Consider the following 15982-nt stretch of genomic DNA (forward strand, 5'->3'; position numbering starts at 1 on the left):
GATGTGAACCGTGATGCGATCGACCGCCGCGCGATCCCGCCGCACGCGGTCGAGAGCCGCTGGATGGCGCCCGATCAGTATGCCATCCGCCGGATCGACTGGCCCGGCCAGGCGGCCTCGCTGCGGGGCTCGATCCTGTTCCTGCCGGGCCGCGGCGACTGCTACGAGAAGTATCTCGAGACGCTGGAGGAATGGCACCGCGCCGGCTGGCGCGTGACCGCGTCGGACTGGCGCGGGCAGGCGGGTTCGGGCCGGCTCGGCACCGATGCCGTCACCGGTCATGTTGACGACTTCTCGCGCTGGGTGGACGATCTCGCGCATCTCTGGGCTCGGTGGAAGGCCGAGACCCCGGGGCCGCACATACTGATCGGCCATTCGATGGGAGGCCATCTGGTATTGCGCACCGTGGCGGAGCAACGCGCCGATCCCGATGCGGTGGTTCTGTCCGCACCGATGCTGGGCTTCTTCGGCAGCGTTCTACCGGTAAGCTGGATGCACCGGGTGGCGAAGGCGATGCTGCGCTTCGGCGATCCCGCGCGGCCGGCGTGGAAATGGAGCGAGAAGCCAGGGGAGGTCCCCGCGACCCGTGTGGCTTTGCTTACCCACGATGCGGAGCGTTATCAGGACGAACTCTGGTGGCGGGAAAAGCGTCCCGAGCTGGTCATGGGGCCGGGAAGCTGGGGTTGGGTCGAGCGCGCCTACGAATCGATGCGCCTGCTCTATGCGCCGGGCACGCTCGAGGCGATCCGTACGCCCGTGCTCCTGATCGGAACCACCAGCGACAGGCTGGTCGATATGATCGCGATCGAGGCCGCCGCACGGCGCCTGCCTAAAGGCGAACTGCTCGCCTTCGGGAAGGAAGCGCGGCATGAAATCCTGCGCGAAGTGGATGCCGTGCGCGACCGTGCGATGAACGCGATCGCCGAATTCCTCGATCGCACCGCTCCACCGAAAGTGTAGGTCGGGCTTGGCGGAACGGTTCAATATCGCGATCGTCGGCGCGGGCATGGCCGGGGCGAGCCTTGGCGCCGAACTTGCGCCGCACGCGCGCGTGCTCATGCTCGAGGCGGAGGACAGGCCAGGATACCACGCGACTGGCCGCTCGGCCGCGTTCTGGGAGGAATGCTACGGGGGTGCGGAGGTGGTCCCGCTCACGCTCGCATCGGGCCCCTATTTGCGCGACCACGGATTCCTGAGACGTCGCGGCGCCATCTACGTCGGGCGCGACAGCGACGACGAGGCGCTCGATGCCTTTCTCGCGCGCTTCAGCGCCAGAGGCGCGAACCTCGAACGGATCGGCCGGAGAACGCTTGAAGCGCAAATCCCCGGCCTTCGCTCTGGGTGGACGGGCGGTGTGTGGGAACCCGCCTGTTCCGATATCGATGTCGCCGGGCTTCACGCGCATTATCTTGCAGCCTTTGCCTGTGCGGGGGGTACGCTCCGGACGCGCACGCGGGTCGAACGGCTGGAACGCACCGGCGGCGGATGGTCGATAACGTCGGCAGGCGCGGAGTTCGAAGCGGCCATTCTGGTGAATGCCGCCGGCGCCTGGGCGGATGGCGTCGCCGGAATGGCCCGCGTGCCGACGGCTGGGATCTCGCCGATGCGGCGCACGGTCGTGCAACTTCGCGTCGATCCGCCGCCGCCCGACGATATGCCGCTGGTTCTCGATATCGAGGGTGGCTTCTATTTCCGGCCCGAGAACGGGCGCCTTTGGCTTAGTCCGCAGGACGAGGCGCCATCCCAGCCGTGCGATGCCGCACCGGAGGAACTGGCGGTGGCCGAAGCTATCGACCGGCTGCAGAACGTGGTCGACTGGCACGTCGAAGCGGTCGAACGCAAATGGGCGGGCTTGCGCAGCTTCGCGCCCGACCGGCGACCGGTCTACGGTTTCGACCCGGCCGACACGGCGTTCTTCTGGTTCGCCGGGCAGGGTGGCTTCGGCATCCAGACGGCGCCCGCCGCGGCGCGCCTGGGCGCGCAACTGCTGCTCGGCACGACTCGCGACGAGATGACGGAAGGATTGAACCCGGCGCTCTACTCTCCGGCGCGGTTGGGCCGATAAAGCCCTGGCCATTCGCATATCATTTGTTAGTCTGCCGATGCTTCGCAATCGACAGGAGACGACGCACAGATGGCTCATCACTTCAAGATCAAGAAGAACAAGGCCGGCGAGTTCGTGGCTTACTTCATGTACAACTCGGAGGCGATCTTCTGGACCGAGGGTTACACGAGCAAGGCTAGCGCGAAGAACGCGATCGAATCGATCAAGAAGAACGGCCCCGGCGCCGACACCGTCGACGAAAGCTGACGCCGGCGCGCGCCGTCAGCGGATCGCCTCGCGCGCTATCCGATCGGCCTCGTCGCTCGCGAGCTGGTCCACGCGATCGTTCTCGGGGTGACCCGAGTGCCCCTTGACCCACCGCCAGACGATCTCGTGGCGCGCAGCGGCCTCGATCAGCTCGTGCCACAGATCGGCGTTGCGGACGGGTTTCTTGCTGGCATTCGTCCAGCCCCGTCGCTTCCAGCCTTCGACCCACTTGGTAATGCCATCGAGCACGTACTTGCTGTCCGAATGGAGCGTTACGCGGCAGGGCTCGGTCAGCGCCTGAAGCCCGCGGATCGCTGCGGTCAGTTCCATGCGGTTGTTGGTCGTGTCGCTCTCGGCGCCGGCGAGTTCCTTTTCGTGCCGTCCCATGCGCAGCAACGCGGCCCAGCCGCCCGGGCCGGGATTGCCCTTGCACGCGCCGTCGGTGAAGATTTCGACCTGCTTCATTGCTGTCGTCCGTACATCCTCAATCGCGCGCTGCGAACGGCGCATCGCCCGCTTCGGCATAAAACTGCCAGCGCCGGGCGAAATCCATCGGGTCCTTGCGCGTCACGAGCGCATCGGAAGGCGTGTCGAGCCAATCCTCGGCGCGGCTTGCCGTGAAGCGCAGGCAGGCGCCCTGCGCAAGCAGCGACATTCCCTGACGCTCGCGAGATGTGAGCGGCCGAACGGACTCGTAGCCCTCGATCAAGGCTGCTCCGACCCTGGGCCGGTAGTCGGCACCGCGAGGATCGAAGCTCCAGGCGGCATGCGTCACGGCAAGGTCGTAGGCCATCGCGCCGCTGCACGCGAAATAGAAGTCGATCATTCCCGAGACCCGGTTGCCGAGCATCAGCACGTTGTCGGGAAAGAGATCGGCATGGATGATCGCACGGTCGAGATCCGCCGGCCAGTTCTCGGCTATCCGCCGGGCCAGATCTATCGTTCCGGGCAACTCGGGATCGATCGACGCCAGCGCCTGCTCTCCGCAACGTTCGAGTGTGTGCCAGTTGAAGCTGGGGTCAAGCGGATCGGTCCGCTCGAGCGGGAAATCGCGCGAGGCGAGATGGACCTGCGCCAGCGCCGCTCCGACCGCCCGCGCTTGCGAAGGCGTCGGCCGTTCGACCGAAACGCCGGGCAGGAATTCGATCAGCGCAACAGCCTTACCGTCCAGAATTCGCGATGCCTGCCCGTCGCGGTCGTGGATCGTGCGCGGCACCGGGCAACTGGCGGCGGAGAGATGATCGAGCAGGCCGAGGAAGAAGGGCAGGTCGTCGAGATCGATCCGCCGTTCGTACATCGTCAGGATGAACCGGCCGCGGTCGGTTTCGATCAGCCAGTTGCTGTTCGACACGCCTTCGGCAATGCCCTTCGCCGAAACCAGCGTTCCGACATCGTAGTGTGCGATCAGATCGGCGAGATCTTCGGCCCCGAGGTGGGTATAGACCGCCATGGCTTCTAGTCGACGAGCTGGCGCGGCAGCTTGAACACCATCTTCTCTTCGGCGGTGACGAGAGTGTGTTCCTCGACCGTGCGCCACTGCGAAAGCTGCTCGACCACTTCGCGCACCAACTCCTCCGGAGCCGAGGCGCCGGCGGTGAGGCCGATCGTTCGAACGCCCTCCAGCCACTCGGGCCGGATATCGCTCGCGCGCTGGATCAGCCTGGCGTCGGTACCGCAGCGCTCCGCCACTTCGACCAGCCGCAGCGAGTTCGAGCTGTTCGGTGCTCCGATCACGAGCACCAGATCGCTGTCGGGCGCTATCGCCTTCACCGCCGCCTGGCGGTTCGAGGTGGCGTAGCAGATATCCTCGGCCTTGGGGCCTACCACGTGCGGATACTTCGCCTGGAGCGCCGTGACGATCGCCCGGGTGTCGTCGACCGAAAGCGTCGTCTGCGTCAGGAAGGCGAGTGGCCGGTCGGGGGGAAAGTCGAGTGCCTCGACGTCGGCAACGGTTTCGACCAGCGTCATCTTGCCCTCCGGGACCTGGCCCATGGTGCCGATGACTTCCGGGTGTCCCCTGTGGCCGATGAATACGATATGGCGCCCCGCTTCGATCTGCCGTTCGGCCTGACGGTGGACCTTGCTCACCAGCGGGCAGGTCGCGTCGAGATAGTCGAGCCCGCGCCGCTCCGCCTCGGCGGGGATCGCTTTCGGCACTCCGTGCGCGCTGAACACCACCGGTGCGCCGTCGGGCACCGAATCGAGTTCCTCCACGAACACCGCGCCCTTCGCCTTGAGGGAATCGACCACATAACGGTTGTGGACGATCTCGTGACGCACGTAGACCGGCGGCCCGTAACGTTCGAGCGCGCGCTCGACGATCTCGATCGCCCGGTCGACGCCTGCGCAGAACCCACGCGGCGCTGCGATCAGCAAGGTCAATGCGTCGCGCTCCTCGGCACGGTCGCGGGATTGCAATGGGGCATTCATATCCGCGCCTCTAGCGCTTTGCCGCGCGCCTCGCTAGGGCGGCGAGATTGGAATTCGAAGGAAGCCTTGCATGACACCGAGCCGCCGCCTCTTCGCCCCGATTGCCCTCGCAGCAGCGCTGGCGGGTTGCGCGGGCGAAGGCGATCTCGTCATCAATCAGGGCGTCGGCATCACCGCCGTGCGGTCCGCATGCCCGGCCGTGGGCGTGCCTGACTATACTGGCGACATCACGCTGTTCCGCACGCCCGGCCAGCCCACCGCCGCCAATATCGACGTCACTGCGGCGATTACCAACGTGCGCAGCACCTGCAACGAAACCGGCGAGCGGATCTATTCCGAAGCGACGTTCGACGTGCTTGCGCGCCGCACCGACGCGAGCGAAGCGCGCCGGGTCGAGCTGCCCTATTTCTCCACCGTCCTGCGCGGCGGTTCGGCGGTGCAGTCGAAGCGAGTCGGTACCGTCGTGATCGATTTCGCGGCCGGACAGGAGCGGGCGCAGGGTCACGGCGTGGCCGGCGCGTTCATCGACCGGGGCGCCGCGACGCTGCCCGAGGACATTCGCGAGCAGATCACGCGCCGCCGCGAGCCCGGCGATCCCGACGCCGCGCTCGATCCGCTGGCCGATCCCAAGGTTCGTGCCGCGCTCGACCGGGCGAATTTCGAGCTGCTGATCGGTTTCCAGCTCACGCAGGACCAACTGACCTACAACGCCACGCGCTAGGTCCTGAGCCAGCGGCCCACGGCAGGCCGCTCGCCGGGGCGAGCGCTTGCGCTTTGCGGCATTTCGTCTAACCGCGCGGGGCCATGCCCGAACACAAGATTTCCCAACGCGAGACCCTGCACGCCGCCTTTGCGGCGAAAGTCGATGCCGTGCTCGCCGCGCTCGAAGCCGAAGGCGCGCTGCCCGCAGGCAGTCCGCGCGCCAACGTCGCGGTCGAACCGCCGCGCGATCCCAGCCACGGCGATCTCGCGACCAACGCCGCGATGGTGCTGGCGAAGCACGCCGCGACCAACCCGCGCGCGCTGGCGGAGAAGGTCGTCGCCCATCTCGAACGCGATCCGGACATCGAAAGCGCCGACATCGCCGGCCCGGGTTTCATCAACCTGCGGCTGTCCGACGCGGCGTGGCGCGAGGAGCTGGCCGCGATCGCGGAGCTCGGAGCGAACTACGGCCGTTCGACGCTCGGCACCGGCACGCGCGTCAATATCGAGTACGTGTCGGCCAACCCGACGGGCCCGATGCACATGGGGCACTGCCGCGGGGCCGTCGTCGGCGACGCGCTGGCGGCGCTGCTCGAATTCGCCGGGCACGAGGTGGTCCGTGAATACTATGTTAACGATGCCGGCGGCCAGGTCGACGTGCTCGCCCGCTCGGCGCACTTGCGTTACCGCGAGGCACTGGGTGAGGACATCGGTGCAATCCCGGAAGGCCTCTATCCTGGCGACTATCTGAAGCCGGTCGGCGAAACGCTCGCGGCGGAACTCGGCGACAAGTATCGCGACGCTCCCGAAAGCGAGTGGCTGCCCGAATTTCGCGCCCGTGCGGTCGCGGCGATGATGGACCTGATCAAGGCCGACCTCGCTCTGCTCGGCATCCACCACGGCGTATTCGCCTCCGAAGCCGAACTGCAGCGCGCCGGCAAGCCCGCGCAGGCGGAAGCATGGCTGCGCCAGCACGATCTCGTCTACGACGGCCTGCTTGAGGCCCCCAAGGGCAAGACGCCCGAGGATTGGGAGCCGGTGGAGCTGCCGCTGTTCCGCTCGACTCGCTTCGGCGACGATCAGGATCGCCCGATCCGCAAGAGCGACGGAAGCTGGACCTACTTCGGTGCCGACCTCGCCTATCACATGCAGAAGGCCGAAGGCGCTGACGCACTGATCGACATCTGGGGCGCGGATCACGCGGGCACGGTGAAGCGGATAAAGGCCGCCGTCGCCGCGCTCAGCGCGGAGGAGGGCAAGCCGATCCCGTTCGACGTCAAGCTGGTGCAGATGGTCCAGCTCATGCGCGGCGGCGAGCCGGTGAAGATGTCGAAACGCAGCGGGACGTTCGTCACGCTGGCGGACGTGGTGCAGGAAGTGGGCAAGGACGTGGTCCGTTTCACCATGCTCACCCGCAAGCCCGAAGCGCAGATGGAGTTCGACTTCGCCAAGGTGGTCGAGGCGTCGAAGGACAACCCAGTCTTCTACGTGCAGTACGCCCATGCCCGGATCAGCTCGACGCTGCGCAAGGGTGCTGCGGAAGGCGTGGTGCCGTCCGATGCCGCGATTGCCCGTCTGGGTGCGGAGGAACTCGCGCTGGTCAAGCAGGCGGCGCAGTTCCCCCGCATGGTCGAAGCGGCCGCCCAGGCGCGTGAACCGCATCGCATCGCCTTCTTCCTCTACGATCTGGCGGCGGCGTTCCACGCGTACTGGAACCTCGGCAACGATGCCCCGGCAAAGCGCTTCATCGTGGCACAAGATGCCGAGCTCAGCGGCGCGAGGCTTTTCCTCGCCGCGCAGATCGGGCAAGTGGTCCGCAATGGCCTCGCATTGCTGGGGGTGGAGGCCGTCGAGGAGATGTGACGATGACGGGGCGGGGCGGAAACATCGAAGACGGCGGACCGATCGCCGACGAGTGGGATGAGGATGGCGACGCCATGGAGACTCAGGAACTCGAACTCGACGATGACGAACGACTCCCCTGGCTCGAATCAGCCGATGACGAGGGCGACGAGCAGGGCGTCGATGCCGGCCGGATCGTTGGCTTCGTGCTCATCGCGCTTCTCGTGCTCGCAGTCCTTCTCGGTGGCGGCTGGTATCTGCTGAAAGGGCGCGGCAATCCGGAGCTTGTGGCGGATGGCAGCACCATCGAGGCGCCGGAGGGCCCTTACAAGGAGCGGCCGGAAAACCCCGGCGGCCGTATCGCCGAAGGGACCGGCGACGTGGCGCCGGCCGTCGGCCTCGGGCAAAGCCAGCAGGGTCGTCTCGCACAGGAGCAGGACGTGCCGCCGGCCGACGCTGCCGACTCCGAAACCGGCCAGGCCGAGTCCTCCACCGGCGTTGCGGTGCAGGTCGGCGCATTCTCGACCCGCGAGACCGCACAACGCGGCTGGACCACGCTGACTCGCCAAACCGACGTGCTGAATGGCGTCAAGCATCGCATCGTCGAGGGGAAAGCCGATATCGGCACTGTTTACCGCCTTCAGGCCGTTGCCGGCGACGTGGCTGCCGCAAAGCGGCTGTGCGACGCGCTGGAGGCGGACGGGGTCGCCTGCCAGGTCAAGCGCTGAGCTGTCGGACCCGCTATCCACACTGTAGCCTGCCGCCGTGCTTGCGGCAGGCGCGGATTGCTGCGATTCCTCGCTCATGACGCCCGCAATTTTCGGACTGTCCGGGGCTACGCTGACCGCCGAAGAGCGTGACTTCTTCCGCGAGGCGGATCCTGCGGGCTACATCCTGTTCGGTCGCAACTGCGAAACGCGCGCGCAACTGCGCGCGTTGACCGACTCTCTGCGCGACCTGCACGGGCGGGAGCGCCTGCTCGTCTGCATCGACCAGGAAGGTGGCCGCGTTGCTCGCCTGCGCCCTCCGCAGTGGGCCGGCTATCCGGCCGGCGCGGCGTTCGACCGGCTCTACAACATCGCACCCGCGAGCGCGATCGAGGCGGCGCGCGTCAATGCGGAGGCCATGGCGCTCGAGCTTTCCGCGATGGGCATCACCGTCGACTGTCACCCCCCGCTCGACGTGCGGCAGGAAGGCGCCCACGATGTGATCGGGGATCGCGCGCTCGGCAGTGAACCGAAGCAAGTTGCAGCTCTCGGCCGCGCGATTCTCGATGGGCTCGCGCGGGGCGGAGTCGCTGGATGCATCAAGCACATGCCTGGGCACGGGCGTTCGAGCACCGACACCCACAAGGAAATGCCGACCGTAACCGCCAGCGAGGCGGAGCTGGAAACCGACCTTGCGCCGTTCCGCGCACTGGCAGACGCGCCGATCGGCATGACCGGCCACCTGCTGTTCACCGCGTGGGATGCCGACAACCCGGCCACGCTCTCGCCCACGGTCGTGAACGAGGTGATCCGCGGGCGAATCGGTTTCGACGGCCTTCTGCTGACCGACGACATCGACATGGAGGCGCTCTCGGGCTCGGTTCCGGAGCGCGCCGAACGCGCCATCGCCGCGGGCTGCGATCTGGTGCTCAACTGCTGGGCGAAAATGGGCGACATGACGGCGATCGCCGGGCGCCTGCCCGGCTTGCCCGAACGGGGCCAGAAACGTCTCGAGCATGCTCTCACCGGCACACAGGTGCGCGAGGACGACGGACAGGCGGCGGAGCTGTTGGCCAAACGGGACGCCTTGCTCGCCCTCGTGGGACAGGCGGCGTGACGGAAGACGGTCTCCTCTTCGATATCGACGACGATGGCGAGGAGGTCTGGCCCGGCGCCGCGGGGAGCGAGGCTGAGGACACCGCGCTCTATCTCGAGCTCGACGGGTGGGAAGGGCCGCTCGATCTGTTGCTCGACCTTGCGCGGCGGCAGAAGGTCGACTTGCGTTCGATCTCGATTCTCGCGCTGGTCGACCAGTACCTCGGCTATATCGAACGGGCGGAAGCGCTGCGGCTGGAGCTGGCGGCCGACTATCTCGTGATGGCGGCCTGGCTCGCCTATCTTAAGTCCGCCCTGTTGCTGCCCAAGGACGAGCAGGAAGATCCGAGCCCCGAAGAACTCGCGCTGCGGCTGCAACTGCGGCTTCAGCGGCTGGGCGCGATGCGCGAGGCGGCTGCGCGATTGATGGCGCGCGACCGGATCGGGCGCGATGTCTTCGTTCGTCCCGCCCCCGAGGGGCTGCGGATCGACCGCACAACCAAATGGACCTGCGACTGGTACGCGCTCGTCCAGGCTTACGGACAGGTCAAGGCACGCACGGCGCCGGCGATCCACATGGTCCGGGAGCGGCCGGTCATGACGCTCGAATCGGCGCTCGACCGTGTTTCGGCCATGCTCGGCGTCACGCTCGACTGGATGGAACTGCGCGATTTCCTGCCGCCCCATGCCGAGCCACGCCTCCGCCGCTCGGCGCTCGCTTCGAGCTTCGTCGCCGCGCTGGAACTCGCGCGGATGGGCAAGGCGGAGCTGGCGCAGGAGGAAGTGTTCGGCCCGCTTCGCCTGCGGCGAGTGACCGCATGACCGTGGCCGTCGACGAGCTTCAGCGCGCCATCGAGGCGACGCTGTTCGCCGCCGAGGAGGCGATGACCGTTGAGGCGTTGGCTGGGCACCTGGGCGATGCCGATCCGGCTGAGGTCCGCCACGCGCTATGCGAGCTCGCCGCGTTCTACGAGCCGCGCGGCATCCGCCTGGTGGAGCGGGCGAAGCGCTGGCACTTTCAGACCGCGCCCGATCTCGCGCATCTCCTCCGACGCGAGCGCGAGCAGGTGCGCCGGCTCAGTCGTGCGGCGACGGAAGTGCTGGCGATCGTCGCCTATCACGAGCCGGTCAGCCGCGCGGAGATCGAATCGATCCGCGGCGTGCAGACATCCTCCGGCACGCTCGACGTGCTGATGGAGGCCGGCTGGGTGCGCGTTGCGGGGCGGCGCGAAGTGCCCGGGCGTCCGGTGATCTACGCGACGACGCCCGAGTTCCTGCAGCACTTCGGCCTGGAATCGCGCCGTGACTTACCCGGCATCGACGAACTGCGTGCCGCTGGCCTGCTCGATCCGGTGGACGATGCCTACGAAGCGATTGCGGCCGGCGAGGATGTCGGCTCAGAAACGGAAACGCAGGGGCAAACGCCGCCATCCGCTTGAATCCTCGGCTGCGCGGCGCTGGCATACCGCGGTGGAAAGGCCTATATCGCCCCCAAGCAAACGAAAGGTTTCCCATGTCGCTCGGCCCCTGGCAGCTCATCATCATCGCGCTTGTCATCCTCGTCCTCTTCGGACGCGGGCGCATTTCCGAAATGATGGGGGATTTCGGCAAAGGCATCAAAAGCTTCAAGGAAGGCATGACCGAGGAGGACGGCAGCACTTCGAAGCCGTCGCCGCGAATCGAAGGTCCCGCGCACGAGGCGAAGCCGGCATCCGAAGCGGCCAGCGACGCGAAGCCGGCGGAAAGCCGCGACAGCAACCGTTGATCCCGAATTTCCGCGCCGCCTGAGCCATGTTCGATATCGGCGCCACCGAACTGCTCGTCATCGTGATCGTGGCGGTCATTGTGATCGGCCCGAAGGACCTGCCGCTTGCCTTGCGCACGGCGGGCCGGTGGATGGGTAAGATCCGCCGTGTGTCCGGCCATTTTCGCTCGGGGATCGAGACCATGATTCGCGAGGCGGAAATGGAGGAGATGGAAAAGAAATGGAGGGAGCAGAACGCAAAGATCATGGCCGAACATCCGGCGGAAGCGGCCGAGCCGGCTGAATCGACTGAACCGACGGCCGCGCCGGCTGCCGAATCGCGAGCCGAGCCGCCGGCGTCGCCGCCCGAAGCGGACGATCAACCCAAACTGCCCCTCGGCAAGCCCGGATCCGAGTAACGCGCCATGGCCTTTCAATTGCGCGACCTCGACGAAACGCAGGCGCCGCTGCTCGATCACCTGATCGAACTGCGCGCGCGGCTGATGCGATGTGTCGTCGCACTGGCGATCGCCTTCGCCGTTTGCCTCTATTTCGCCGACGACATCTTCGGCTTTCTCGTGCGGCCTCTCACGCTCGCCTTTCCGCAGGGGCAGGGGAAGCTGATCTACACGCAGCTCTACGAGGCGTTCTTCGTCGAACTGAAAGTGGCCCTTTTCGCGGCCTTCTTCGTCAGCTTTCCAGTCATCGCGAATCAACTCTGGGCATTTGTCGCGCCGGGGCTCTACGCGCGCGAGAAGAAGGCTTTTCTGCCGTTCCTGATCGCGACGCCTATTCTGTTCCTGTGCGGGGCGGCGCTTGCCTATTACGTCGTCATGCCGACGGCGTTTCGCTGGTTCCTGGGCTTCGAAGGAACGGTCGGCGGACTCGACATCGAGGCGCTGCCGGGCACCGGGAACTACCTCTCGCTGGTGATGCAGTTCATCCTGGCATTCGGGATCAGCTTCCTGCTGCCGGTCCTGCTGTTGCTGCTGAACCGCGCGGGCATCGTTACGCGCGCGCAGCTCGTTTCCGCGCGGCGGTACGTCATCGTAGCGGTGGTCGCGGTTGCCGCCGTCGTCACGCCACCCGATCCCGGGTCGCAGTTGATCCTGGCCGTGCCCCTGCTGCTGCTGTTCGAAGGATCGCTCTTGTTGATGCGCTTCTCGGAAGGCAAAGCCGCCGCCGATCAAGAGAACCCGGACGAGGCTACCGAAGAATAGGCGTGAACGCCTGAGCCATTTCCGGGCGGTCGGCCCGTCCTGCGACACTCTTCTGTCCCGTCGGTTTCGGAAGGGGGAGGTATGAGTTGGGCCCTAGCGGCGCGGCGGAGAGAGCGACCCTTTACTCTCTTCCGGAGGCCGGTTCATCGGCACATCGTGTTCGGACATAAAAAAACGGGGCCGTGAGGCCCCGTTTTCAACTTCGTTCTGAAACGTCGTTCAGACGCTGACAGGATCGTCGTCACCGCCGTCGACGGCAATCACGATGCCGGCGATGACCGCGGCAGCCGCGAGGATCGCGAGAACGACGCTCGAACCACCGCTCAGCTTGCTCTCACCTTCGACCGGAGCCGAGGCACGATCGGCGCTGACGGCCGACTGAGCAATCGCCGGCGACGCGGCCAGGGAAAGGGCTGCCGTCGCGGCAACAAGATTACGGAACTTCATCGATTCGTCTCCTCCGAATTCTCTATTAACGTGCAAACTCGCTGTCCCCCCTAAGGCAGACAGAAGATGCTGGCAACCCGTAACATTTAGATTTTCTCGTTACTTGTTACCCAACTGTAACACCTTTGCGGCCGAAAGGCCGAGGCGAAACCGGACGTTCTTCATCAGCGCACCAGAAACCGGCGCACCCCCGCGCTGGTGCGGGAGTACCCGCTACAGCCCGGTCGAACGCTCGCATCGCCTAGTTCTCCGACGTTGCAAAAACCTTAAATCGCCAGCGATTTCTCGTGCTTTGCGCCGCTCCGGGGGATTATCGCGCCGACGTGTTGCCCGGCGCATCCTCGCTCTCGTTCGCCGCCAAGTAGTATCGCTCGCCGCCGACCCAGGTCTCCAGGACGCGGGTGGCACGCAGCTCGTCCGGAGTCGCCAGAAGCGGATCCCGGTCGATCATCACGAAGTCCGCGCGTTCGCCTTCGATTAGGCGGCCGAATCGACCTTCCGCAAACGCCGCATAGGCACCGTCGCTGGTGAAGGCGGCGAGGGCCCGCTCGCGCGTGACCGCCTCTTCCGGACGCCAGCCGCCGAACGGCTGCCCGTCCGCGCCCTGGCGGGTGAAGGCGGCGGCGAGCCCGGCAAAGGGATCGGGCGATTCGACCGGGGCGTCCGATCCGAAGACCAGCGTGGCGCCGGCGTCGGCAATGCTCTTCCAGGCATAGGCGCCTTCGAGCCGGGCGGGATCGAGGCGTGCCTCGGCCATCAGCCGGTCGGAGGTCTGGTGTACCGGCTGCATGGAGGCGACGATGCCGTGCTCTCCGAACTTCGCGATGTCGGCGGGGTCGACGATCTGCGCGTGCTCGATCCGCCAGCGCCGGTCGCCTTCATAAGTGCCGGCGAGCTCGTCGATCGCCGAAAGAACTTCGCCGTTCGCGGCGTCGCCGATTGCGTGGACCGCGATCTGGAACTTGTCGAGCGCGGCGCGGCTCATGAGATTGCGCAGCTGCGATCCGGTGAGCAGCGGCAGTCCGGTGTTGTCGGGATCGTCGGCATAGGGGCGCTTGAGCCACGCCCCGCGCGAGCCGAGCGCGCCATCGAGGTAGATCTTGACCCCGTTGAGCCGCAGCTTGTCGTCATAGAGCCAGGGCGAGGGGCGGGAGCCGGCGATCAGTTCCATCGCCCCGGTCCCGGCCGCATAGGCCATGATGCGGACCTTCAGCCAGCCGCCATCGCCCGCGCGGCGATAGGACTGCCAGTCCTCGATCGTCGTTCCCATGTCGGCCGCGGCGGTCACTCCGTTTCGCAGCAGGATTTCCTGCGCCTTCTGCAGAGCCAGGTCGCGATCGGCCGGGCGCGGCGCGGGAACCTTGGCGGCGATCAGGTCAGTCGCGGCGTCGACGAACACGCCGGCCGGCTTGCGCGTTCCCGCGATCCGCTCGATTCGCCCGCCCGCGGGGTCGGCGGTAGCTTCCGTGACCCCGGCGATCCGCATCGCCGCCGAGTTCGCCCAGCCTGCGTGGCCGTCGACTCGCTCGAGCCACACGGGGCGATCCGCCACCACCGCGTCGAGCTCGGCGGCGGTGGGAAACCGGTCGAGGCCCCACTTCACCTGATTCCAGCCGCGACCCATGATCCACCGCCGGCCCGGATTCGCAGCCGCGTATTCGGCAATCCTGGCCTGCGCCTCTTCCAGCGAGTTCGTGTCCGACAGGTCCAGCGTGATCGCGGCGAAGCCCAGACCCATGACGTGGAGATGCGAATCGATCATGCCGGGAATGACGAAGCGGCCCTCGCCGTCGACCTGGAAGTCGATATCGCGCGGGCGCTTGTCGCGGCGGTCGAGCACTTCGCGGATACGTCCGTCGTCGCCAATCACCAGGCCGGTGAAGTTGTCGATCTTGCCGTCCTCGTCGACCGTGATCCCCTGGATGTTGTCGATCAGCGTGTCGGCCGCGGCCGCGGCGCTCCAGCAGCCGATGGCAAGGGCGAGGACGGACGTGGCGAGACGGATCATGCAGGCATTCCTCTGTCGCAGGCGGGCCGTGAGACCCGGATGGGCGGGCAACTAGGGCAAGTCGGCGCCAAAGCAAATGCCCGCGCGGCCCTGTAACAAGCCGTGTTTCCTGCCGCGGGGTTTTGCCCTAGGGCGCTTGGCCATGAACCAGACCCAAACCGTTTCCGCTGCGGAATCCGCGGCGCAGAGCCTGACCATCGACGATGTCCGCGCGGCCGCTGAGCGGATCAAGGGCGCAGTGGTTCGCACGCCGACGATGTACAGCCAGACACTTTCGGCGATCGCGGGCGCCGACATCTGGCTCAAGTTCGAGAACCTGCAGTTCACCGCCGCCTACAAGGAACGCGGCGCGCTCAACGCGCTGCTGCTGTTGTCGCAGGAACAGCGCGAGCGCGGAGTGATTGCGGCCTCGGCCGGGAACCATTCGCAGGGGCTCAGCTATCACGGCACGCGCCTGGGCGTGCCGGTCACGATCGTCATGCCGCGGCCTACTCCGACGGTGAAGGTCATGCAGACCGAGAGCGTCGGCGGCAACGTCGTGCTCGAGGGCGAGACGTTCGACGAAGCCTATGCCCATGCGCGCAAGCTGGAGCAGGAGCTCGGCCTCACGTTCGTCCATCCGTTCGACGATCCGAACGTCGCGGCGGGGGCGGGCACGACCGCGCTCGAAATGCTGGAAGATGCGCCCGAGATCGACTGCCTCGTCACCCCGATCGGCGGCGGCGGCCTGATTTCGGGCATGGCGACGGTGGCGCGCGCACTGCGCCCCGACATGCAGGTGATCGGCGTCCAAGCGGCGCTGTTCCCCTCAATGTACGCCAAGATCAAGGGCGAGAATCCGATCTGCGGCGGCGATACCCTGGCCGAGGGGATCGCGGTCAAGGCGCCCGGCGTCTTCACCTCGCAGGTGATCGCCGAGCGGGTCGACGACATCCTGCTGGTGAGTGAGGAAGCGCTGGAAAAGGCGGTCTCGCTCCTGCTTCAGATCGAGAAGACCGTGGTCGAAGGCGCGGGCTCGGCCGGCCTTGCCGCCATGCTCGAGCACCGCGAGCGCTTCGCCGGGCGCAAGGTCGGCCTGGTGCTGTGCGGCGGCAATATCGATACGCGCCTGCTCGCCAACGTCCTGCTGCGCGATCTCGCCCGCTCGGGTCGGCTCTCGCGGCTGCGCATCACGTTGCAGGACCGCCCGGGTGCGCTCTACCGCGTGATGCGCGAGTTCGAGGCGCACAACGTCAACATCATCGAGATCTACCACCAGCGCATCTTCACCAGCCTGCCGGCGAAGGGTCTGATCACGGACATCGAATGCGAAGCGCGCGACCGCGAGCAGATCGACGCGCTGATCGAGGCACTGCGCGCCAACGGCTATTCCGTGAGCCAGGTGGAACTCGCCTGACCGGAGAGCACGGGCTTCCATTTGTGCAAAAGAAGCCGCTCCGAACCAGGATACATGGTTAAGGGACTTTTACCGCGCGG

The 15982-nt window shown here is 66.7% G+C and carries 18 protein-coding genes; 13 read left to right on the forward strand and 5 right to left on the reverse strand.

Annotated elements, in window-relative coordinates; translation table 11 throughout:
* Nucleotides 1-63 precede the first annotated feature (63 nt).
* From D2V04_RS09010 to D2V04_RS09020, 3 genes are all read left to right on the forward strand, one after another.
* Nucleotides 64-960 (forward strand): alpha/beta fold hydrolase, encoded by an 897-nt coding sequence (locus D2V04_RS09010; RefSeq protein ID WP_119513581.1) that lies wholly within the window; start codon nt 64-66, stop codon nt 958-960.
* Between the two features lie 7 nt (nt 961-967).
* Nucleotides 968-2065: an NAD(P)/FAD-dependent oxidoreductase gene (locus D2V04_RS09015; RefSeq protein WP_119513220.1), complete on the forward strand. Its 1098-nt coding sequence runs from the start codon at nt 968-970 to the stop codon at nt 2063-2065.
* 69 nt (nt 2066-2134) lie between these two features.
* Nucleotides 2135-2311: a YegP family protein gene (locus D2V04_RS09020; protein ID WP_119513222.1), complete on the forward strand. Its 177-nt coding sequence runs from the start codon at nt 2135-2137 to the stop codon at nt 2309-2311.
* 15 nt (nt 2312-2326) lie between these two features.
* On the opposite strand, the gene rnhA is transcribed toward D2V04_RS09020, so the two are convergent.
* From rnhA to ispH, 3 genes are read right to left on the reverse strand one after another with little or no spacing between them, the layout of a single operon-like run.
* Nucleotides 2327-2776: a ribonuclease HI gene (rnhA, locus tag D2V04_RS09025; protein WP_119513582.1), complete on the reverse strand. Its 450-nt coding sequence runs from the start codon at nt 2774-2776 to the stop codon at nt 2327-2329.
* 19 nt (nt 2777-2795) lie between these two features.
* Nucleotides 2796-3761 carry a homoserine kinase gene (gene thrB, locus D2V04_RS09030; RefSeq protein ID WP_119513224.1) on the reverse strand — a complete coding sequence of 322 codons (966 nt, stop codon included), beginning with the start codon at nt 3759-3761 and terminating at the stop codon, nt 2796-2798.
* Nucleotides 3762-3766: 5 nt separating this feature from the next.
* On the reverse strand, nt 3767-4741 hold the full coding sequence (gene ispH / locus D2V04_RS09035) for a 4-hydroxy-3-methylbut-2-enyl diphosphate reductase (RefSeq protein WP_119513226.1): 975 nt from the start codon (nt 4739-4741) through the stop codon (nt 3767-3769).
* Between the two features lie 70 nt (nt 4742-4811).
* On the opposite strand from ispH, the gene D2V04_RS09040 reads away from it, so the two are divergent.
* The 9 genes from D2V04_RS09040 (at nt 4812) to tatC (ending at nt 12051) form a co-directional block, all read left to right on the forward strand.
* The gene (locus D2V04_RS09040; protein WP_119513228.1) at nt 4812-5462 is read left to right on the forward strand and encodes a hypothetical protein; all 651 of its coding nucleotides are present in this window, start codon (nt 4812-4814) and stop codon (nt 5460-5462) included.
* A gap of 83 nt (nt 5463-5545) precedes the next feature.
* Nucleotides 5546-7306, forward strand: a complete 1761-nt coding sequence (gene argS, locus D2V04_RS09045; protein WP_119513230.1) for an arginine--tRNA ligase — start codon at nt 5546-5548, stop codon at nt 7304-7306.
* A gap of 2 nt (nt 7307-7308) precedes the next feature.
* The gene (locus tag D2V04_RS09050) at nt 7309-8013 is read left to right on the forward strand and encodes an SPOR domain-containing protein (protein WP_182849714.1); all 705 of its coding nucleotides are present in this window, start codon (nt 7309-7311) and stop codon (nt 8011-8013) included.
* 76 nt (nt 8014-8089) lie between these two features.
* Complete coding sequence (nagZ, locus tag D2V04_RS09055; protein ID WP_119513232.1) at nt 8090-9109, forward strand: beta-N-acetylhexosaminidase; 1020 nt, start codon at nt 8090-8092, stop codon at nt 9107-9109.
* A complete protein-coding gene (locus D2V04_RS09060) occupies nt 9106-9909 on the forward strand; it encodes a segregation and condensation protein A (RefSeq protein ID WP_119513234.1) in 804 nt (267 codons plus the stop codon). The genes nagZ and D2V04_RS09060 overlap by 4 nt, the downstream gene beginning before the upstream one ends.
* Nucleotides 9906-10526: an SMC-Scp complex subunit ScpB gene (gene scpB, locus D2V04_RS09065; RefSeq protein WP_119513236.1), complete on the forward strand. Its 621-nt coding sequence runs from the start codon at nt 9906-9908 to the stop codon at nt 10524-10526. The genes D2V04_RS09060 and scpB overlap by 4 nt, the downstream gene beginning before the upstream one ends.
* A 74-nt stretch (nt 10527-10600) precedes the next feature.
* Nucleotides 10601-10852: a twin-arginine translocase TatA/TatE family subunit gene (tatA, locus tag D2V04_RS09070; RefSeq protein WP_119513238.1), complete on the forward strand. Its 252-nt coding sequence runs from the start codon at nt 10601-10603 to the stop codon at nt 10850-10852.
* Between the two features lie 26 nt (nt 10853-10878).
* Nucleotides 10879-11250, forward strand: a complete 372-nt coding sequence (gene tatB, locus D2V04_RS09075; RefSeq protein WP_119513240.1) for a Sec-independent protein translocase protein TatB — start codon at nt 10879-10881, stop codon at nt 11248-11250.
* Nucleotides 11251-11256: 6 nt separating this feature from the next.
* Nucleotides 11257-12051 carry a twin-arginine translocase subunit TatC gene (gene tatC, locus D2V04_RS09080; protein ID WP_119513242.1) on the forward strand — a complete coding sequence of 265 codons (795 nt, stop codon included), beginning with the start codon at nt 11257-11259 and terminating at the stop codon, nt 12049-12051.
* Between the two features lie 219 nt (nt 12052-12270).
* Here tatC and D2V04_RS09085 read toward each other — a convergent pair whose 3' ends face one another.
* Both D2V04_RS09085 and D2V04_RS09090 read right to left on the reverse strand, forming a co-directional pair.
* Nucleotides 12271-12498 (reverse strand): hypothetical protein, encoded by a 228-nt coding sequence (locus D2V04_RS09085; RefSeq protein ID WP_119513244.1) that lies wholly within the window; start codon nt 12496-12498, stop codon nt 12271-12273.
* Between the two features lie 310 nt (nt 12499-12808).
* Nucleotides 12809-14506, reverse strand: a complete 1698-nt coding sequence (locus tag D2V04_RS09090; protein WP_119513246.1) for an amidohydrolase — start codon at nt 14504-14506, stop codon at nt 12809-12811.
* 142 nt (nt 14507-14648) lie between these two features.
* Here D2V04_RS09090 and D2V04_RS09095 point away from each other — a divergent pair, with 142 nt between their 5' ends.
* On the forward strand, nt 14649-15902 hold the full coding sequence (locus D2V04_RS09095) for a threonine ammonia-lyase (protein ID WP_119513248.1): 1254 nt from the start codon (nt 14649-14651) through the stop codon (nt 15900-15902).
* Nucleotides 15903-15982 lie beyond the last annotated feature (80 nt).

This window comes from Pelagerythrobacter aerophilus, from assembly GCF_003581645.1.
GTDB classification, from domain to species: domain Bacteria; phylum Pseudomonadota; class Alphaproteobacteria; order Sphingomonadales; family Sphingomonadaceae; genus Pelagerythrobacter; species Pelagerythrobacter aerophilus.